The 19,979-nt window shown below is 70.1% G+C and carries 14 protein-coding genes and 2 pseudogenes; 8 read left to right on the top strand and 8 right to left on the bottom strand.

Going from position 1 to position 19,979, the window contains the following annotated elements; genetic code table 11:
- The first annotated feature begins 11 nt into the window (after positions 1-11).
- Positions 12-1,745: an ABC transporter ATP-binding protein gene (locus ACX25U_RS25035; protein WP_454394496.1), complete on the top strand. Its 1,734-nt coding sequence runs from the start codon at positions 12-14 to the stop codon at positions 1,743-1,745.
- Positions 1,745-3,721: an ABC transporter ATP-binding protein gene (locus tag ACX25U_RS25030; RefSeq protein WP_454383291.1), complete on the top strand. Its 1,977-nt coding sequence runs from the start codon at positions 1,745-1,747 to the stop codon at positions 3,719-3,721. Before ACX25U_RS25035 ends, ACX25U_RS25030 begins: the two co-directional genes overlap by 1 nt.
- A gap of 200 nt (positions 3,722-3,921) precedes the next feature.
- Here ACX25U_RS25030 and ACX25U_RS25025 read toward each other — a convergent pair.
- From ACX25U_RS25025 to ACX25U_RS25010, 4 genes and pseudogenes are all read right to left on the bottom strand, one after another.
- Positions 3,922-5,200: pseudogene (locus ACX25U_RS25025) on the bottom strand (RNA polymerase sigma factor).
- A gap of 116 nt (positions 5,201-5,316) precedes the next feature.
- A complete protein-coding gene (gene dnaG / locus ACX25U_RS25020) occupies positions 5,317-7,227 on the bottom strand; it encodes a DNA primase (RefSeq protein ID WP_454383290.1) in 1,911 nt (636 codons plus the stop codon).
- Between the two features lie 66 nt (positions 7,228-7,293).
- Complete coding sequence (locus ACX25U_RS25015; RefSeq protein ID WP_454383288.1) at positions 7,294-8,559, bottom strand: NAD(P)/FAD-dependent oxidoreductase; 1,266 nt, start codon at positions 8,557-8,559, stop codon at positions 7,294-7,296.
- 143 nt (positions 8,560-8,702) lie between these two features.
- Positions 8,703-10,049, bottom strand: coding sequence for a deoxyguanosinetriphosphate triphosphohydrolase (locus ACX25U_RS25010; protein ID WP_454383286.1), 1,347 nt, complete (start codon positions 10,047-10,049; stop codon positions 8,703-8,705).
- A 149-nt stretch (positions 10,050-10,198) separates the two neighbouring features.
- Here ACX25U_RS25010 and ACX25U_RS25005 point away from each other — a divergent pair, with 149 nt between their 5' ends.
- A complete protein-coding gene (locus tag ACX25U_RS25005; RefSeq protein ID WP_454383284.1) occupies positions 10,199-10,885 on the top strand; it encodes a SanA/YdcF family protein in 687 nt (228 codons plus the stop codon).
- A 10-nt stretch (positions 10,886-10,895) separates the two neighbouring features.
- On the opposite strand, the gene ACX25U_RS25000 is transcribed toward ACX25U_RS25005, so the two are convergent.
- Positions 10,896-11,345 carry a gamma-glutamylcyclotransferase family protein gene (locus ACX25U_RS25000; RefSeq protein ID WP_454383282.1) on the bottom strand — a complete coding sequence of 150 codons (450 nt, stop codon included), beginning with the start codon at positions 11,343-11,345 and terminating at the stop codon, positions 10,896-10,898.
- Positions 11,346-11,474: 129 nt separating this feature from the next.
- Here ACX25U_RS25000 and ACX25U_RS24995 point away from each other — a divergent pair, with 129 nt between their 5' ends.
- Both ACX25U_RS24995 and ACX25U_RS24990 read left to right on the top strand, forming a co-directional pair.
- The gene (locus ACX25U_RS24995; protein WP_454383281.1) at positions 11,475-13,118 is read left to right on the top strand and encodes a M4 family metallopeptidase; all 1,644 of its coding nucleotides are present in this window, start codon (positions 11,475-11,477) and stop codon (positions 13,116-13,118) included.
- A 309-nt stretch (positions 13,119-13,427) separates the two neighbouring features.
- Positions 13,428-13,892, top strand: a complete 465-nt coding sequence (locus tag ACX25U_RS24990) for a hypothetical protein (protein WP_454394494.1) — start codon at positions 13,428-13,430, stop codon at positions 13,890-13,892.
- A 295-nt stretch (positions 13,893-14,187) separates the two neighbouring features.
- Here ACX25U_RS24990 and ACX25U_RS24985 read toward each other — a convergent pair whose 3' ends face one another.
- A complete protein-coding gene (locus tag ACX25U_RS24985) occupies positions 14,188-14,682 on the bottom strand; it encodes a DUF5959 family protein (protein WP_454383280.1) in 495 nt (164 codons plus the stop codon).
- Between the two features lie 18 nt (positions 14,683-14,700).
- Positions 14,701-15,267 carry an SMI1/KNR4 family protein gene (locus ACX25U_RS24980; protein ID WP_458633783.1) on the bottom strand — a complete coding sequence of 189 codons (567 nt, stop codon included), beginning with the start codon at positions 15,265-15,267 and terminating at the stop codon, positions 14,701-14,703.
- Positions 15,268-15,532: 265 nt separating this feature from the next.
- On the opposite strand from ACX25U_RS24980, the pseudogene ACX25U_RS24975 reads away from it, so the two are divergent.
- Positions 15,533-16,707, top strand: a pseudogene (locus ACX25U_RS24975) (IS3 family transposase); the annotation flags it as partial.
- Between the two features lie 97 nt (positions 16,708-16,804).
- On the opposite strand, the gene ACX25U_RS24970 reads toward ACX25U_RS24975, so the two are convergent.
- Positions 16,805-17,482 carry a GAP family protein gene (locus tag ACX25U_RS24970; RefSeq protein WP_454383278.1) on the bottom strand — a complete coding sequence of 226 codons (678 nt, stop codon included), beginning with the start codon at positions 17,480-17,482 and terminating at the stop codon, positions 16,805-16,807.
- A 417-nt stretch (positions 17,483-17,899) separates the two neighbouring features.
- Between ACX25U_RS24970 and ACX25U_RS24965 the strand changes: the two genes are divergently transcribed.
- Entirely contained in the window at positions 17,900-18,490 is a 591-nt protein-coding gene (locus ACX25U_RS24965; RefSeq protein ID WP_454383277.1) for a hypothetical protein, read from the top strand.
- A gap of 108 nt (positions 18,491-18,598) precedes the next feature.
- Positions 18,599-19,951, top strand: a complete 1,353-nt coding sequence (locus ACX25U_RS24960) for a Dyp-type peroxidase (RefSeq protein WP_454383276.1) — start codon at positions 18,599-18,601, stop codon at positions 19,949-19,951.
- Positions 19,952-19,979: the final 28 nt, after the last annotated feature.

Below are 19,979 nucleotides of genomic sequence, written 5' to 3'. Positions count from 1 at the left end.
AAAGACCCAGCGTGCTCACACGACTTCTACGGGCCTATCTCAGGCCGTACAAAAGACCCATAGCCCTCCTGGTGCTGCTGCAGTTCCTGCAGACCTGCGCCACTCTCTACCTGCCCACGCTGAACGCCCACATCATCGACAACGGTGTGGTGAAGGGTGACACCGATTACATCCTGACGTTCGGTGCCGTGATGCTCGGCATCTCGCTGGCGCAGGTGGTGTGCAACATCGGTGCCGTCTACTTCGGCGCCCGGACCGCCGCCGCCCTCGGCCGGGACGTACGGGCGGACGTCTTCGACCGCGTGCAGTCCTTCTCCGCGCGCGAGGTCGGCCACTTCGGCGCGCCCTCCCTCATCACGCGTACGACGAACGACGTGCAGCAGGTCCAGATGCTGGCCCTGATGACGTTCACCCTGATGGTGTCGGCGCCCATCATGTGCGTGGGCGGTGTCGTCCTGGCCCTCGGCCTGGACGTGCCGCTGTCCGCGGTCCTGGTCGCCGTCGTACCGGTGCTCGGCATCTGCGTGACCCTGATCGTGCGCCGGCTGCGCCCGCTGTTCCGGTCCATGCAGACGCGCCTGGACACGGTGAACCGGGTGCTGCGCGAGCAGATCACCGGCAACCGCGTGATCCGCGCCTTCGTCCGCGACGAGTACGAGAAGGACCGCTTCCGCGGGGCCAACGAGGACCTGACGGAGATGTCGCTGGCCACCGGACGCTGGCTGGCGCTGATGTTCCCGATCGTGATGACGGTGGTCAACCTGTCGTCCATCGCCGTGGTGTGGTTCGGCGCCCACCGCATCGACAGCGGCGGGATGCAGATCGGTGACCTGACCGCGTTCCTCGCCTATCTGATGCAGATCGTGATGTCCGTGATGATGGCCACCTTCATGTTCATGATGGTGCCGCGCGCGGAGGTGTGCGCCGAGCGCATCCACGAGGTCCTGGACACCGAGTCCAGCGTCGTGCCGCCGACCGCGCCCGTGACCGAGCTGCGCCGCCACGGCCATCTGGAGATCCGCGGCGCCGGCTTCCGCTACCCGGGGGCCGAGGAGCCCGTGCTGAAGGCCGTCGACCTGGTGGCCCGCCCCGGCGAGGTGACCGCCGTCATCGGCTCCACCGGCAGCGGCAAGTCCACCCTGCTCGGGCTGGTGCCCCGCCTGTTCGACGCGACCGACGGCGAGGTTCTCGTCGACGGCGTGGACGTGCGGACCGTGGACCCGGAGCTGCTGGCGAGGACGGTCGGCCTGGTGCCGCAGAAGCCGTACCTGTTCGCGGGCACGGTGGCCACCAACCTGCGCTACGGCAACCCGGACGCCACCGACGAGGAGCTGTGGCACGCGCTGGAGGTGGCGCAGGCCAAGGAGTTCGTCAGCGGGCTGGAGGGCGGCCTCGACGCGCCGATCGCCCAGGGCGGCACGAATGTGTCGGGTGGTCAGCGGCAGCGGCTCGCCATCGCCCGCACCCTCGTGCAGCGCCCGGAGATCTACCTCTTCGACGACTCCTTCTCCGCCCTCGACTACGCCACCGACGCGGCCCTGCGCGCGGCGCTGGCCCGCGAGACCGCCGAGGCGACCGTCGTCATCGTCGCCCAGCGGGTGGCGACCATCCGGGACGCCGACCGGATCCTCGTCCTGGACGAGGGACGCGTCGTCGGCACCGGCCGCCACCACGAGCTGATGGCGGACAACGAGACCTACCGGGAGATCGTGCTCTCCCAGCTGACGGAAGCGGAGGCTGCCTGATGGCCGGGCCGATGGGGCGGATGGCGGGCGGCCCCGACAGCCGCTCGCTGAACTTCAAGGAGTCGGGCAAACGGCTCGTCGCCCAGTTCAAGCCCGAACGGGTCACGGTCGGCGTCCTGGTGCTGTGCGTGGTCGTGAGCGTCGCGCTCAGCGTGATCGGGCCGAAGATCCTCGGCAAGGCCACCGACCTGGTCTTCGCGGGGATCGTCGGACGGCGGATGCCGGCCGGGGCGACCAAGGAGCAGGCCCTCGCCTCGATGCGGGAGCGCGGGCAGGGCGGGATCGCCGACATGCTCAGGAGCACCGACTTCACCCCGGGCCAGGGCATCGACTTCGGCGCCGTCGGCGAGGTGCTGCTGTTCGCGCTGGGTACGTTCCTGGTGGCCGGCCTGCTGATGGCGGTGGCGACACGGCTGGTGAACCGGTCGGTGAACCGGACCATGTTCCGGATGCGCGAGGACGTGCAGACGAAGCTGTCGCGGCTGCCGCTGTCGTACTTCGACAAGCGTCAGCGCGGCGAGGTGCTCTCCCGCGCCACCAACGACATCGACAACATCGGGCAGACCCTGAACCAGTCGATGGGCCAGCTCATCAACTCGCTGCTGACCATCATCGGCGTGCTCGCCATGATGTTCTACGTCTCCTGGATCCTGGCCCTGGTCGCGCTGGTGACCGTGCCGCTGTCGTTCGTCGTCGCCATGCGCGTGGGCAAGCGGTCGCAGCCGCACTTCGTGCAGCAGTGGAGCTCCACCGGCAAGCTGAACGCGCACATCGAGGAGATGTACACCGGGCACACGCTGGTGAAGGTGTTCGGACGGCAGGAGGAGTCGGCGAAGCAGTTCGCCGAGCAGAACGAGGCGCTGTACGAGGCGGGGTTCAAGGCGCAGTTCAACAGTGGCGTCATGCAGCCGCTGATGATGTTCGTGTCGAACATCAACTACGTGCTGGTCGCGGTCGTCGGTGGTCTGCGGGTGGCGTCGGGCGCGCTGTCCATCGGTGACGTGCAGGCCTTCATCCAGTACTCGCGGCAGTTCTCGATGCCGCTGACCCAGGTGGCGTCGATGGCGAACCTGGTGCAGTCGGGCGTCGCCTCGGCCGAGCGGATCTTCGAACTCCTGGACGCCGAGGAGCAGGAGGCGGATCCGGTGCCGGGCGTGCGGCCTCAGGAGCTGCGCGGGCGGGTGGCGCTGGAGCACGTGTCGTTCCGCTACGACCCGGACAAGCCGCTCATCGAGGACCTGTCGCTCACGGTGGAGCCGGGCCACACGGTCGCGATCGTCGGCCCGACCGGCGCCGGCAAGACCACGCTGGTCAACCTGCTGATGCGGTTCTACGAGGTCACCGGCGGGCGGATCACGCTGGACGGCGTGGACATCGCGCGCATGTCGCGTGACGAACTGCGCTCCGGGATCGGCATGGTGCTGCAGGACACCTGGCTGTTCGGCGGCACCATCGCGGAGAACATCGCCTATGGAGCTGGAGTAGAAGGGGGTGCGCGAAGCGCACTCGGTCAGGGTGGTGGCGGGCGACGGGTGGGCAAGGTCACCCGCGGGGAGATCGAGGAGGCCGCGCGGGCCGCGCACGCCGACCGGTTCATCCGTACGCTGCCCGACGGCTACGACACCGTGATCGACGACGAGGGGTCCGGGGTGAGCGCCGGTGAGAAGCAGCTCGTCACCATCGCGCGGGCGTTCCTGTCCGACCCGGTGATCCTCGTCCTCGACGAGGCGACGAGCTCGGTCGACACCCGTACCGAGGTGCTGATCCAGAAGGCGATGGCCAAACTCCAGCACGGCAGGACGTCGTTCGTCATCGCGCACCGGCTCTCCACGATCCGGGACGCGGACACGATCCTCGTGATGGAGAACGGGTCGATCGTCGAACAGGGTTCCCACGACGAGCTCCTGGCGGCCGACGGGGCGTATGCGCGGCTGTACAAGGCGCAGTTCGCGCAGGCGGTGGCCGAGGTCGACTAGACGGTGCCCTGGGCTGGTGCGGGCGGGTGGGTCGGCTCACCGCGCTTGGCGGCGTGCCTCCCCGAGCTCTTCGAGCAGGGGGTGCCCCCAGCGCCCACCCTCCCCCCGAGCTCTCGGCTTCGCTCGAGCGGGGGGACCCCCATCGCCCTGGGGCCCCCAGGCGTTCGGCACTGGGGGAGGCACGACTGCCCGCAGCCACGTCAGTCCAGGTAGCCGCGGAGCTGGTCGGCGAAGGCGTGGTCGCGGAGCTTGTTGAGGGTCTTGGACTCGATCTGGCGGATCCGCTCCCGGGTGACGCCGAAGATGCGCCCTATCTCCTCCAGGGTGCGGGGCCGTCCGTCGACGAGTCCGTACCGGAGCTGGACGACCTTCCGCTCGCGCTCCCCCAGCGTGGACAGCACGGCCTCCAGGTGCTCGCGGAGCAGCAGGAACGCCGCCGACTCGACGGGCGAGGCGGCGTCGCCGTCCTCGATGAGGTCGCCGAGGGCCACGTCGTCCTCCTCGCCGACCGGGGCGTGCAGGGAGACCGGCTCCTGGGCCAGCCGCAGCACCTCGCCGACCCGCTCGGGCGGCAGGTCGAGGTGGGCGGCCACCTCGTCGGGGGTCGGCTCGTAGCCGCGCTCCTGCAGCATCCGCCGCTGCACCCGCACCACCCGGTTGATGAGTTCGACGACGTGCACGGGCACGCGTATGGTGCGGGCCTGGTCGGCCAGGGCGCGGGACATGGCCTGGCGGATCCACCAGGTGGCGTAGGTGGAGAACTTGTAGCCGCGTGCGTAGTCGAACTTCTCCACGGCCCGGATGAGTCCGAGGTTGCCCTCCTGCACGAGGTCGAGCATGGTGAGCCCGCGGCCTATGTACCTCTTGGCCACGGACACGACGAGCCGCAGGTTGGCCTCGATGAGCCGGCGCTTGGCCATCCGGCCCATGACGACGAGGCGGTCCAGGTCGAGGGCGAGCCGGCTGTCCAGGTCCGGCGTGTTGTTCAGCTTCTCCTCGGCGAACAGTCCGGCCTCCACGCGCCGGGCGAGGTCGACCTCCTCGGCGGCGGTGAGCAGCGGGATGCGGCCGATCTCCCGCAGGTACTGGCGGAACAGGTCGGAGGAGGGTCCGCTGCCGGTCTCGGTGCGGGCGGGAGCCGGCTCGGGTGGCTCGGGGGACTCGATCGGGGCCACCTCCGGCTCCCCCTCGGGGTGGTGCGCGGCCCGGTCCTGCGGAGGTACGGCCGCGATGACATCGGCCTCCCGGTCCGGGTCCGGCCCGTCGACGCCGAGGCCGGTGGGAATCTCGGTGTGGGTGAGGGTCTGGGTCTGCACGGGGGGCGACCTCCAGGATGATCGCTGCTGAGGTGTGCAGCAGCGGTACTCGGGGGGCGGAGTCGGCGGCCTCGCCGCTGTCCGTCCCGTACGCGATGAGCGAAGCCGCGGGAATGCAGGACCCGTGGGGGGCGGTTCGGCCGCGCTCCGAGGACTCAGGCACCGCACCCCAGTGTGGGGTACGACACATCACGGCCACGAGGGTCGTGCGGTGACTTTTTGCGTCCGGTCCGTGACGGGGTGGTTACTCAGGTCGTGGACGGGAGCCCGCGGCCGCCCTCACAGCGCCGCGGTGCCGCGCTCGCGCAGTGACTGGTCGTACTGCTGGAGGATCCACAACTCGTTCTGGGCGGCGGCCAGTTGGGCGGGGTCGCCGCCGGTGCTGAGGCGGGCTACCGTGCTCTGGAGGTCGCGGATGCGGCGTTCGACCGCGCGGCGGCGGACCGTGACCAGCTGGGCGCCGGCGTAGGCCTCGTCGACCTCCCGGCGGATCAGGATCGCCTCCACCGCCAGCTCGGTGACCATCGCGCGGACCGTGTCGTCCGGGGCCGCCTCGCGGACGCGGGCGAGGTATTCCTGGGGGTCGCCCACGCCGTACTCCGCGCCGCCCGCGTCCAGGATCGCCTGGCGTACGGCGGCGTAGGGCGGAGCGGTGAACTCGTCCACGCCGTAGGCGTCGAAGGCCGGGGAGACCAGCTCCGGGCGTTGCAGGGCGAGTTTCAGCAGCTCGCGTTCGGTGGCGTACACCGGGTTGCGCAGGTTGAGCGCCGGGCCACGGAGCGCCGGCCGGGCGGCGGCGTACTGGGGCTGGGGCCCCTGCTGCCGCCGGTCCGGCGCGGGACCGCGCCCGCCGCGCTCGCGGGCCCAACGGGCCAGTTGGGCCACCCGCTTGACCACGAACTGGGTGTCGAGGATGCCGAGCAGACCGGCGAGCTGAACCGCGACCTCGTGCTGGGCGCCACGGTTCTTGATCCGGGCGACGACCGGCGCGGCCTCGTCCAGGGCGGCGGCGCGGCCGGCCGGGGTGTCGAGGTCGTAGCGGGCGACGATCCGGCGCAGCGCGAACTCGAAGAGCGGGGTGCGCGGTTCGGCCAGGTCGGCGACCGCCTCGTCGCCCTTGGCCAGCCGCAGGTCGCAGGGGTCCATGCCGTCCGGGGCGATCGCGATGTAGGTCTCGGCGGCGAACTTCTGATCGTCCTCGAAGGCGCGCAGCGCCGCCTTCTGGCCGGCCGCGTCGCCGTCGAAGGTGAAGATCACGCGGGCCGAGCCGTTGTCCATCAGCAGCCGGCGCAGGATCTTGATGTGGTCGCCGCCGAAGGCGGTGCCGCAGGTGGCGATGGCGGTCGTGACGCCGGCCAGGTGGCAGGCCATGACGTCCGTGTAGCCCTCGACCACGACCGCGCGGGAGGTCTTCGCGATCTCCTTCTTCGCCAGGTCGATGCCGTACAGGACCTGGGACTTCTTGTAGATCGCCGTCTCAGGGGTGTTCAGGTACTTCGGCCCGCTGTCCGCCTCGTACAGCTTGCGCGCGCCGAAGCCGACCACCTCGCCGCCGATGTCGCGGATCGGCCACATCAGCCGGCCGCGGAAGCGGTCGATGGGGCCGCGGCGGCCCTCCTGGGAGAGGCCGGAGAGGAGCAGTTCCTTGTCGGTGAAGCCCTTGCCGCGCAGGAAGCGGGTGAGGTGGTCCCAGCCCTGGGGGCTGTAGCCGACGCCGAAGTGGACGGCGGCGGACTGGTCGAAGCCGCGCTCGGCGAGGAAGACCCGGCCGGTCTCGGCCTCGGCGGAGGCCGCGAGCTGCTCGGCGTACCACTCGGCGGCCAGCTTGTGCGCCTCGACCAGGCGGATGCGCTCGCCTCGCTGGTGGGCGGGGTTGTACCCGCCCTCCTCGTAGCGCAGGGTGATGCCGGCCTGGGCGGCCAGCCGCTCGACCGCCTCCGAGAAGGAGAGGTGGTCGATCTTCATCACGAACGTGATGGTGTCGCCGCCCTCCTGGCAGCCGAAGCAGTGGAAGAGTCCCTTGCTCGGGCTGACCTGGAAGGACGGCGACTTCTCGTCGTGGAACGGGCACAGGCCCTTCAGGTTGCCCCCGCCCGCGTTCCGCAGCTGGAGGTACTCGGACACCACGGCGTCGATCGGGACCGCGTCCCGTACCGCCTTCACGTCCTCGTCATTGATCCGTCCTGCCACGCCTGAAGTCTACGAAAGTCCACCGACACTCCTGCCCGGCCGTCTCGGCCGCCTCGGTCACCTCGGCTACGAGGCCAGGCCGGCCAGCGGAACGCGCGGGTCCGCCAGCGCCTCCGTGTCCACCCGTGCCTTCGTACGGATCAGGTGCTGGATCGGGTCCGTGACGTCCCACACGTTGACGTTCATCCCGGCGAGCACCCGGCCCTCCTTCACCCAGAAGGCGATGAACTCGCGCTTTCCGGCGTCCCCGCGGATCACCACCTCGTCGTACGACCCCGGCGGCGCCCATCCGCTGTACTCCATCCCCAGGTCGTACTGGTCGGTGAAGAAGTAGGGCACGCGGTCGTGGACGACCTCCCTGTCGAGCATCGCGCGGGCCGCGGCCGGGCCGCCGTTCAGCGCGTTGGCCCAGTGCTCCACCCGCAGCCGGGTGTCGAACAGCCCGTGCGGGAAGGAGGCGACGTCACCGGCCGCGTAGATGTCCGGGTCGGACGTGCGCAGCCGTTCGTCCACCGCGATGCCGCCGCCGTGGGCCCGGTCGGCCAGCTCCAGGCCCGCCGACTCCGCGAGGGCGACCCTCGGAGCGGCGCCGATCGCGGCGAGCACGTCGTGGCAGGGGTGCTCCTCGCCGTCGTCGGTGCGGGCGGCGAGCACCACGCCGTCCTGGCCGACGATCTCGGTGAGCCGGGCGCCGAAGTGGAAGCGGACGCCGTGCTCGCGGTGCAGCTCGGCGAAGATCTGGCCGAGCTCGGGGCCGAGCACGTGGTGCAGCGGGGTGGCGGACGGCTCGACGACGGTGACCTCGGCGCCGTACTCGCGGGCCGCCGCCGCGACCTCCAGGCCGATCCAGCCGGCGCCCGCGATCACCAGGTGGCCGTTGTCCCGGCCGAGGTGGGTCAGGACGTTCTTCAGGCGCTCGGCGTGGGCGAGGCGGCGCAGGTGGTGGACGCCGGCGAGGCCGGTGCCGGGGATGTCCAGGCGGCGCGGCTCGGCGCCGGTGGCCAGCAGCAGCTTGTCGTAGCGCACATGGGTGCCGTCCTCGCCGTAGTGGACGGTCTTCGCGGCCCGGTCGATGGCGTCGACCGTCTGGCCGAGGTGCAGTTCGACGTCGTTCTGCGCGTACCAGGCGGGTTCGTGCACGAAGACGCTGTCGCGCTCCTCCTTGCCGAGCAGGTAGCCCTTGGACAGCGGCGGGCGTTCGTAGGGGTGATCGCGCTCGTCGCAGACGAGGATCACGCGGCCGCTGAAGCCCTCCGCGCGGAGGGTCTCGGCCGCCTTCGCGCCGGCCAGGCCTCCTCCGACGATGACGAATGTCTGATCCGCGTCGACCACTTGTTGCCTCCTCGTAAGGGTGCCGCCACATGCGAGCGTCCCGCACGGAGCGTGTCGCGGGAAGAGGGGATGGCCCGATCAGGCCACGGAGGGTCCCATGTGTCCCACTGGTATCCCCGGTGTCGCTAAGAGCGCTGTCAGTGTCATGCGCACCTCGTCAGACGGGCGTGCAGCGAGCGGGCGGAGGCGTCGGTCAGGGAGGCGATCTGGTCGACGAGCACGCGCTTGCGTGCCCGGTCGTCGCCGGCCTGGTCGAACAGGGCGCGGAACTGCGGGTCCAGGCCCTCGGGGGCGCGCGCGGTCAGCGCCTCGGCGAGCTCGGCGACCACGATCCGCTGGTCGGCGCGGAGCCGCTCCTGCTCGGCGCGCTGCATGACGTACCGGTCGGCGACGGCCTTGAGGACCGCGCACTCCATTCGGGTGCTTCTGGGCACGACGAGCTCGGCGCCGTACCGCGTCAGGCGCCCCGACCCGTACGTCTGCCGGGTGGCGCCCTCGGCGGCCAGGCAGAAGCGGCCGATGAGCTGGCTGGTGGCGTCCTTCAGACGGGCCTGGGCGATCGCCGAGCCGTCGTAGCCGTGCGGCCACCACTCCTGGTCCAGGAGGCGGTCGAGGGCCTCGGCCAGCTCCTCGGTGTCGGTGCCGGCCGGGACGTAGCGGCCGACGGCGACCGCGAAGACCGCCTGCCGCTCGGGTTCGGCGTGCAGGACGCCGGGGTCGATGTGGCCCGCGTGCAGGCCGTCCTCCACGTCGTGCACCGAGTACGCCACGTCGTCCGCCCAGTCCATGACCTGGGCCTCGAAGCACGTACGCGTGCCGGGGGCGTCCTTGCGCACCCAGTCGAAGACCGGTCGGTCGTCCTCGTAGACGCCGAACTTGGGTGACGTCGGGTCGGTGGGGTGGGCGCCTCGCGGCCAGGGGTACTTGGTGGCGGCGTCGAGGGCGGCGCGGGTGAGGTTGAGGCCGACGCTGACCAGTTCGTCCGTCCCGGGGTCGGGGACGAACCGCTTGGGCTCGATACGGGTGAGCAGGCGCAGCGACTGGGCGTTGCCCTCGAAGCCGCCGCAGTCCTCGGCGAACTCGTTCAGCGCCTGTTCGCCGTTGTGCCCGAAGGGCGGGTGGCCCAGGTCGTGGGAGAGGCAGGCGGCCTCGACGAGGTCCGGGTCGCAGCCGAGCGCGGCGCCCAGCTCGCGGCCCACCTGGGCGCACTCCAGCGAGTGGGTGAGCCGGGTGCGGGGGCTGGCGTCCCAGGCCTGACTGCGCTCCCCCGGCGTGACCACCTGGGTCTTGCCGGCCAGCCGCCTGAGCGCCGCGGAGTGCAGCACGCGCGCGCGGTCACGCTGGAAGGCGGTACGGCCCGGCCGCTTGTCCGGCTCGGTGGCCCACCGCTCGACGGCCGACGCCTCGTACCCGGCCGGCGGCACGTGGTTCTCGTACGGCCGGTCGGCCTGCTCGTGCGGCCCGGCCGCCTCGGATGCGATCCCTTCCATGACTCGACACTAAGGGCAGCCACTGACATTCGGGATCTCCCGGTCCGTTTCCGGCCGAGGTCGGCGAACCAAGCCGCCGTGCGCCGCGTCCTTGATCATAGTGAGGTGGAGCGCGGCCCGCCGGGGCCGCCCGGGGAGGGGATCGTCCGATGCGCCGACCGTCGCGGACACGACCGCGCCTGCCACGTACCCGCGCCGGGCGGCGTCGGCTGATGCAGGCGGTGATGGCCGTGTGCGTGCTGGCGCTGCTTCCGGCGACGTGGATGTACGTCGTGGCCGGCGACCGGCTGCGGACCACGGCGGACGCGCCGCACACCGAGGTGGCCGTCGTCTTCGGCGCGGGCCTGTGGGACGGCGAGCCGTCGCCGTACCTGGCGCACCGGCTGGACGCGGCGGCGAAGCTGTACCACGAGGGCAGGGTCAAGGTGCTCCTGGTCACCGGCGACAACAGCCGCGAGGACTACGACGAGCCGGACGCCATGCGCGCGTACCTGACGAAGCGCGGCGTGCCCGGCATGCGCATCGTGAGCGACTACGCCGGCTTCGACACCTGGGACTCCTGTGTCCGGGCGAAGAAGATCTTCGGTGTGGACCGGGCGGTCCTGGTCACCCAGGGTTTCCACGTCCGGCGCGCGGTCGCCCTGTGCGAGGCGGCGGGCGTGGACTCCTACGGCGTCGGCGTGGACGCCAAACACGACGTCACCTGGTACTACGGCGGCACCCGCGAGGTGTTCGCGGCCGGCAAGGCGGTCCTGAAGGCCGTGTTCCAGCCGGATCCGACGTTCCTGGGGCGGCAGGAGCACGGCGTCGCCCGCGCGCTGGCCGATGCCGGCTGACGCGCTCACCTCACGAAGGGCCGGCGGTTCGGCTCCGCACCGTCCAGTCCCCGCTCTCGATGCGCCTGCCGTCGGCCAGCAGCCGGGCCGTGACGGACGGTCCGGCGACGTACACCCAGGCGCGCACGGACGCGCCGTCGGTCTCGCGGACGACCTCGCGCTCGACCCGCTCGTAGAGGCTGCGCGGGTCGCCGGCCACGTAACCTTCCAGCCGGTCCAGGGCGGTGAGGACTTCCCCGTACCGCTCCGGTAGGGCGGCCACGAGTTCGCCGCGGATCAGTCCGCCGGGCTCCTCCACGGCGTACGGGTAGCCGGGACCGTCGTAGAGCACCGCGCCGGCCAGTCGGGCGGGTTCCTCGGAGTGGGTGCGGCCGTGCAGGAACGCGCCGTGGTTGCCCTCGCCGGGGCGGAGGGTGCCGTAGACGAAGAACGGGAGCGGAGCGGGCGTCGGAGGCGTCACAGAAACGATTCTCTCCCCTCACACATCAGCACGCGGCGGCTATGGACATGACATGTCATGACCACTTAAATCTCTGGGGACACCAGCGCAACCCCACGCGCCCCAGGGCGCCCGCGCTCAAGGAGACCGATGAGTCGGACACGGCACATCCGCGCTTCCCGCCTGGCCACGGCAGGCACAGCCGCCACCGCCGCCACCCTGCTGGCCGCCGTGCTCTCCCCCGCCGCGCACGCGGAGAACAGACCCACCCGGGCCGCCGCGATCGAGAACGCCGCCTCGGCGCTCGAGGACCATGCCGCGGCCCTGGACCTCACCTCCGCCGAGGCCACGACCGTACGGGACGTGGTCGTCGACAAGGACGGCACGCAGCACGTCCGCTACGACCGCGCCTACCGCCAACTGCCCGTACTGGGCGGGGACTTCGTCGTCCACTTGACGCCGAACGGCACCTACCGCGGCGCGAACCGGGCCTCGAAGGGCACGGTTTCCCTCGCGAGCACCGCGCCCAAGCTCTCCGCCCCGAAGGCCGCCGACCTCGCGCTGGACGATCTGCGCACGGCGAACCGCGGCACGAAGCTGAAGCAGGCCAAGGCCAAGCCCGAGTTGATCGTCGACGCCCTGCACGGCGCCCCGCGCCTGGCCTGGCGCACCAACGCGGTCGGGCTGGACTCGCTCGGCAACCCGGTGGCCCGTACGGTGCTGACCGACGCCCGCACCGGCGCGCGGATCGACGCCTGGGACAGCATCGAGACGGCGGCGGGCGACGGCCAGTCGCTCTACAGCGGCACGATACCGCTGGAGACCACGCTGTCGGGATCGACGTACCAGCTCAAGGACCCGACGCGCGGCAACACGTACACCGGTGACGCGGCAAACAAGACCGACCTGTGCTTCCTCGGCATCTGCTTCCAGCGCGCCCCCGCCACGGTCTTCACGGACGCCGACAACCACTGGGGCACCGGCACGACCGCGGACCGCTCCTCGGCGGCGGTCGACGCGCAGTACGGCACCAACGAGACCTGGGACTACTACAAGAACGTCCACGGCCGCAACGGCATCGCGGGCGACGGCAAGGGCTCGTACAACCGCGTCCACTACGGCAGCAACTACAACAACGCCTTCTGGGACGACAGTTGCTTCTGCATGACGTACGGCGACGGTGACGGCACCACGTTCGGCCCGCTGGTGGCCCTGGACGTGGCCGGGCACGAGATGTCGCACGGCGTCACGTCCAAGACGGCCGCGCTGACGTACTCGGGCGAGTCCGGCGGCCTGAACGAGGCCACCTCCGACATCTTCGGCACGCTGGTGGAGTGGTACGCGAACAACTCCAGCGACACGGGCGACTATCTGATCGGCGAGAAGATCGTCCGCTCCGGCTTCGGCGGAACGGCCCTGCGTTACATGGACAAGCCCTCCAAGGACGGCAGCTCGGCCGACTGCTGGAGCAGCTCGGTGGGCAACCTCGACGTCCACTACTCCTCGGGCGTCGCCAACCACTTCGCCTACCTGCTCGCCGAGGGCAGCGGCGCCAAGACCCTCAACGGCGTCAGCTACAACTCCCCCACCTGCAACAACTCCACGGTGACCGGCATCGGCCGCGACAAGCTCGGCAAGATCTGGTACCGGGCCCTGACGGTCTACATGACGTCCTCGACGAAGTACGCGGGCGCGAGGACGGCGACCCTGAACGCCGCCAAGGACCTCTACGGCGCGGGCAGCACGGAGTACAACGCGGTGGCGGCGGCGTGGAGCGCGGTCAACGTGAACTGAGCACGCGGTCGTTCAACGAATACGGCCGCTCCCGCATCACAGGCGGGAGCGGCCTCTTCGTACAACCGGGCGCGCGGGACGAACCCGCCCCCACTCCACGATCCGACGCACGGGCTGCCCCGTGACGCGGGCGATGTTCTCGAAGTCGGAATCCTCGTGGAGCACGGTCAGCCTGTGATGCCGGGCAGTGACCGCCACCAGCAGATCGACCGGGCTCGCACGGATGACAAACCGCCACGTAAGGCTCATGTCGGCCAACAGCTGAAACACGCTCTGGATGTGTATCGGCGTGCACCGTCCTGGCGGAGTGTGTTTGCCGTTGACGCGAGCGGCAACGCGAAGTCCATGAGTCAATCGAGCAGCGGCACGAATCAAGATTCCGTATCCAAGCGGAGTGCGTCTGCCAAGGCCCGGCGGGTCACGGCGAAGGCGACTGCTCCCGCGTCGCAGGCGGCGGACAAGGCAGCCGAGAAATCCGGTGACGTGGCGTCAGCAGCCGTGGACACGGCCGAGCGTACGGCCGGGACGAGCGCCGCGGTCGTGCACGGCGCGGCCGAGCGTGTCCAAGCCGGCCGCCAGGCCGTCATCGCCGCCTCGGGACAGGCCGTGGCCCTCGCCAAGACGGCATGGACGTTGATCGCCCATCGAAAGCTCCTCACCGCCGGTGTGGGTGCGGGCTTGTCGGCGTTGGGTGCCACGTCATACCTGGCGGGTCGCCGTGCGGGGCGCCGCACGCACGGCCCGATCACTCGTCTGACCGGCGGGCGGATCTGAGGCGAGAGGCGGGCCTAGTCGCTCGTAGCGGGGCCGCCGAGCGATATCACAACTCGGGTGAAACATGAGGCCGGTGTCCGCCCGGGCATCTGAGCGCGGCACCGTCGAGCAGGCTGGTGCCTTCTGCCACTGGCCGGCGACCCGGATGTGGACACCGAGCATCCGGGCGAGAATCGCGTGCGTGTGCGGGGGGCCGTTGCCACACCCGCTTTCATGCAGCCCAACTCGCCAGGAGGACCGCGCTGCGGCACGCGCATCAGGGCCGTCTCCGGGCCGCCGGCCGCTTGTGAGGCCTTCAGTTCTCGCTGCCGCGGCGCCACACGTAGGCGCCCGGCGACGTCTCGACAACCTCACGTGGGTAGACCTCGCGGACGCGGGCGAGCAGGGCCCGCTGTTCATCGACCCACCCTGTCGGCAGCGCGAACAGCGGGACCGTGACGGTGACCCCTGACGAGGGCCCGTCGTGTACGGACACCGACATCCGGTCATGGCCGTCGGGCTTGAACTTCAGGGACGGAGTCCGCCCGGAGGTAAGCCACATGGCGAATCGCCAGGATCCCAGGGTCGTCAAGGCGTCCTCCCAGTCCTCCAGATCCTCGGGAAGGAGGGTCACCGAGAAGACGGCGCTGAGGGACTCCGCGGCGATGACGATCTCGCATTCGAGGAAGTCATGACCGAACAGGACGCCGGGCCGCCAGCGGCCCAGCACGCGCACGACGACACTGTGCCCGCTGGTTCCAGGCCGGTCGGCCAGGTGGACCAAGTCGATGACGCCGTCCGTCGCGTCCATGAGATCCCTCCCCCAACGTCAAGATGCGGGCCACTGCAGGAAGCCCTGCACGACGGGGTCCGGCTCCCCCGTCTCGGGGCCGAGCCCTGCAAGCCGACGCCGCTGCTGCTCGCGCCAGTGCACGAAAGGAGCGGTCCCGCCCCGGAGAGAGGCGTCACCGAGAGGGCACTGGTCGAGCTCGGCGCACATCATCCTGACCAGGAAGTCGACCATGCCGCAGTCGAAGAGCTTCCACCTGGAGTCGCCGTAGTGGATCTGCCGGCGCCAGGCCACCACGGGCCACTCGTCGGGGTCCGGGTCGAGCATCAGCCAGCCCAACTCGTTGGCGTTGCAGCCAGAGCCCCAGGGCAGCACGGCACTGCTCTCCGCCGTGATGCCGGGGACACCGCCCTCCTTGTCCCACAAGTCACGGAAGGCAGGCGTGCTGTCCAGGACATTGCCGGGGTCCCACTGCACGTACTCCACGGGCATCGGCCCCAGGATGCCGAGTTCTCCGATGTCGCCCGCGCCATAGACGGACATGAACGCCTTGTAGTCGCTCGGGAGACCAACACCGAGAGCCTCTTCGGCTGCTTGCCAGTCCATCTCCTCATCGGCCCCGTGCCCAGAGGACACGAGACTGAGCAGCGACTTCAAAGAAGAGTTCTGGGCGGACATGACGCTCTCCATGATCGACTCGGGAACCTCACCGCAGTTGCACGCGCTGACAACCCCAGTGACAACCCCGAGACTGCGTTACAACTTTCTCTGCTGGTTCAAGCACCCGTCGTCGCTTCGCTCCTCCGGGCGCGCTTCCCGGCTCCGCCGCGGGCGCCGCTCCTGCCTCCGGCCCGCTCCGCCCGCGCCGGTCGAGGCCCGCAGGGACCCTGCCGCGCGGACGGGGGCGATCCGGCGGATCGCCGAGCAGCTCGATGTGCACCCGGAGGCCCTGCGGACCTGGGTCAAGCGGGCCGAGACCGACGAGGGCCTGCGCGAGGGCACCACGAGTGCCGATGCCGCCCGCATCGCGGAGCTGGAGAGGGAGGTGAAGGAGCTGCGTCGGGCGAACGCGATCCTGAAGTCCGCCTCGGCTTTCTTCGCGGCGGAGCTGGACCGTCCACTGCGCTGAAGGTCGCCTACATCGACCAGTACAAGCAGGAGTTCGGCGTCCAGCCGATCTGCGACGTCCTGAAGGGGACGGACGCCGAGATCGCGCCGAGCACCTACTACGCCGCCACCAGCCGGCCCGCCTCTGCCCGGAGCCTGCGCGATGAGCGGCTCACCCAGGAGATACGTGTCCTCCACGCCGCGAACTACGGCGTCTACGGCGTCCGCAAGATCCACGCCGCGCTGCGCAGAGCAGGCCGGAAGGTGGCCCGCTGCACCGTCGAGCGGCTGATGCGCGAGGCCGGGCTGCGCGGTGTGACCAGGGCCAAGAGCCCACGCACCACGCGTCCCGCTCCGGAGACCGCACGGCCGGCGGACCTGGTCAACCGGCAGTTCACCGCCACCGCGCCGAACCAGCCGTGGGTGGCCGACATCACCTGCATCCGCACCTTCTCCGGCTGGGTGTACGCCGCGTTCGTGATCGACGTCTTCTCCCGCACGGTGGTCGGCTGGCAGGTCGCCACCAGCCTCTACACCGACCTGGCCCTGGACGCCCTGGAGATGGCGATCTGGCGCCGTCGGCGCGACGGCGCGGACCTGACCGGTCTCGTCCATCACTCCGATCGCGGCGTGCAATACCGTGCCGTTCGCTACACCGACCGACTCGCCGAAGCCGCCGCGGTCGCCTCGGTCGGTTCACGGGGCGACTCGTACGACAACGCCCTCGCCGAGGCATTCAACAGCCTGTTCAAGGCCGAGCTGATCCGCAACAAGGGGCCGTGGACCGGCATCACCGATGTCGAGATCGCCGTCGCCGAGTATGTCGACTGGTTCAACCGGCGACGCCTCCACGGCGAGCTCGGACACGTCCCACCCGCCGAGTTCGAGGCCCGTCACATCGCAATAGCCGTCCCAGAACTCACCCTGAAAACCAGCTGATTCACTGTCCACGAAACCCGGGGCTTGACAAGAAGTGGTGCGCGGCCGGCGCTGGCAGGTCATCCGCTGGAACCACACGGCGACGCGAGCAAGCCGGTCAGGAGGTGAGGATGGAGATGCCGTCTCCGAGCAATTTCAGCCCGAGGACGAAGAACAGGACCGCCATCACGGCGACATTGTGCTGAGCTGCCCAGTCCTTCCAGTTGCCAAGCGTGGTCTTGGCTCGCTCTCCCCCGAGCAGGAAAACTCCCAGCGGGGCCAGCAGGCCGAGGGTGGCGATCAGGACGAAGATCGCCAGAGATGCGATCTGCTGCCCTACCGGCAGGCCGGCTGAGCCGATCGCGGCCCCCGCGGCGATGGTCAGCGGTGCGTTCTTGGCGTTGAGCGCGGCCAGGGCCAGTCCGAGTGCGAAGACCTTGACCGGTGTGAGGCGGTCGATCGCGCTCATCCACTTCGGCAGCTGGGCTTGCGAGAGATCCTTTGGGCGTCGGTGCCATTGCCGGGCGCCGAAGAGGACGAGGAACAGGCCCAGGGCGAGCTTGAGGGCTCCCACCCAGGTGGCCGGGTGATTGCGGGCGGAAGCACCTGCGGGGGAAGCGATCGCCAGCATCACCGCGCCCAGTGCCGAGAGTCCCAGGATCCAGCCGACGGTGAAGAGGACTCCGTTGAGACGTCCCCGAGGCGTGGCGAGTATGAGGATGACGGCGATGATCGGGAGCGGGCTGACCGCGACGGCGGCGGCGAAACCCAGCACGTCACCGAGAACTGCGCCCATGGTTGCCTCCGCGTGAGGTCAGGGTGGCGATCCGGTCGAGCAGGGCTTGGCGCGAGAGGGGCCCCGACCGCCTCGGCGGCGCAACGGGTCGGTGTGCGATCGGCTGTGCCACTGTCTCCACGGCCGTGCGCAAGTGGCTGCCCGGGAATGGTGACGACGACGTACTCGGCACGTCCCGCCCATTCCATCTTCCTGCGCCTGGCCGGATCTGTCCTCGGGAGCCTCTGGACGGGAGGGACCAGGCCGGACTCCGCAGTGCCAGACTCTCCCGGGAATCCACCTCAGGTGACCACAGTGCCCAGGGCCCGGGATGCGAGGCAGTGCATCCGTGGTGAGGATTGATATGTGGGGGCGAGGGCGCCTCATGTTCTGGCGCTTGGCGGCCCTCGCACCGATCCGTGGCAGGAGAATCACACGATGACTGCGACGACAGGTGCAACCCAGTCGGCTCACCCTGAGCGGCCCGGCAGGTCGGATGGGGTCTGCAGCGAGTTCACCGTTTTCACCAAGATCAAGCCGGGCGAGGCCGATGCATTGCGCGAGGATCTCACCTGGCTCGGCGACGCGGCGAATGACGAGAATGTCCATGCGGCGCTGCGCCAGATCGGCACGCTGCATGACGCACGGCACGTCATTTTCGACAACGACACCAGGTTCATGTTCGCCAGCGTCTTCGACGGCTCCTGGGACACCTACATCGACGACTTCGCCAAGACGGTGGTCGGGGAACGCTTCGACAAGGTCTTCTCGCACAGCGAAGGGTTCCCCGGCATCAAAGATCCAGGGGTCAAGGACTGGTTCCTCGCCCATCAGGAGCCCGCAGGGGTCTTCGTCAGCGCCTACCCCGATTTGACCGTTCAGCAGATCTACAAGGACCACCGCGTGGACGACGCGTTCCAGGAGGTGCTCGACACCACCCAGTTCCGGGAGGCGCTGGAGAACCCGGCCAACGCGGAGCTGGTGGCCACGCCCGCCTTCCAGAAACTGTTGGAGGAAGCCTCGGCCTAGCGCCCGGACCTTCAGAGCCGACCCACCGCCGGTGGACCGCGTCGGCGGGTGGGAGTCGGCCATTGCGGGGCTGCCCGGACAGAGACCGATGTGGAGGCACAAGCGATCATGAACACGGCGGACAGCAGCAGCGCGGCCGGTGTGCGTGTCGAGATCGACGACGTCCAGAGCGGGGCCCTGCGTCCACGGCCCGTGCCCTATCAGGGAAAGTACATCTTCCTGCGCGTCGATGACCGCCACGCCGGACGCGCCCTGCTGCGGCGGCTGCTCCCGGTGACCTCGGGTGGCCTGCCCAGCGCGGAACAGAGCCAGGATGCCTGGGTCGCCGTGGCGTTCACCTATGAGGGGCTGAGGGCCCTGGGGGTGCCGCAGGAGTCGCTGGACAGCTTTCCGCGGGCGTTCCGTGAGGGCATGGCCGCTCGGGCGGAGCTGATCGGCGACGTGGGCGAGAGTGCCCCGGCCCACTGGGAGGCACCGTTCGGAACCGGCGATGTCCACATCGCGTTGAGCGCCCTCTCCTCCGACACGGCACAGCTGGACAGGGAGCTGGAACGGGCCCGTGTCGCCTACGAGGACACGTCCGGCGTCCAGGTGATCTGGCAGCAGGAGGTGCGCCAGCTCCCGACCGGGCGCACCACCTTCGGATTCCGAGACGGCATCAGCCATCCGAACATCGAGGGTGTCGGACTGCCCGGATCCAACCCGCAGGAAGCCCCCCTCAAGGCCGGCGAGTTCATCCTCGGCTACCCCGACGAAACCGGCAGCCTGCCCCCCATGCCCAAACCCGATGTCCTGGGCCGCAACGGCACCTACGCGGCCGTGCGCAAGACCCACACCAACGTGGCGGCCTGGCGCCGGTACCTGCGCGCGAACAGCTCCAGCGCCGGGGAGGAGGCACTCCTGGCGGCCAAGATGGTCGGGCGCTGGCCCAGCGGAGCACCACTGATGCTGGCGCCGGAGCACGACGATCCGGAGCTGGCGGCCGATCCGCACCGCGTCAACAACTTCCTGTACCGGGAGAACGACGACCGGGGGTACCGGTGCCCCGCCGGTGCGCACATCCGGCGCACCAACCCCCGCGATTCCACCATCATCGGCGACGCACGGATGCACCGCCTCATCCGCCGCGGCACCACCTACGGGCCACCGCTGCCGGAAGGCGTGCTGGAGGACGACGGCGCCGACCGCGGCCTGGTCGGAGTCTTCCTCGGAGCCCACCTGGAACGGCAGTTTGAGTTCATCAAGGCCGAATGGGTCAACGACGGCAACTTCATCGGCTACCCCGGCGAGAAGGACCCGGTAGCCGGGCATCACGGCGGAACCGGCAGCGTCACCATCCCGGAGAAGCCGGTCCGGCGTCGCCTGCAGAACCTGCCCAGCTTTGTGGTCACCCGAGGCGGTGAGTACTGCTTTGTGCCAGGTCTGCGCGCTTTGCGCTGGCTCGCCGAACTGGAGGGCTGAGGCCAATTCCAAGCCCCTGAGGCGCGGT

The sequence above is a fragment of the Streptomyces sp. JNUCC 63 genome, assembly GCF_054366325.1.
This window is presented reverse-complemented; position numbering and strand designations above follow the sequence as displayed.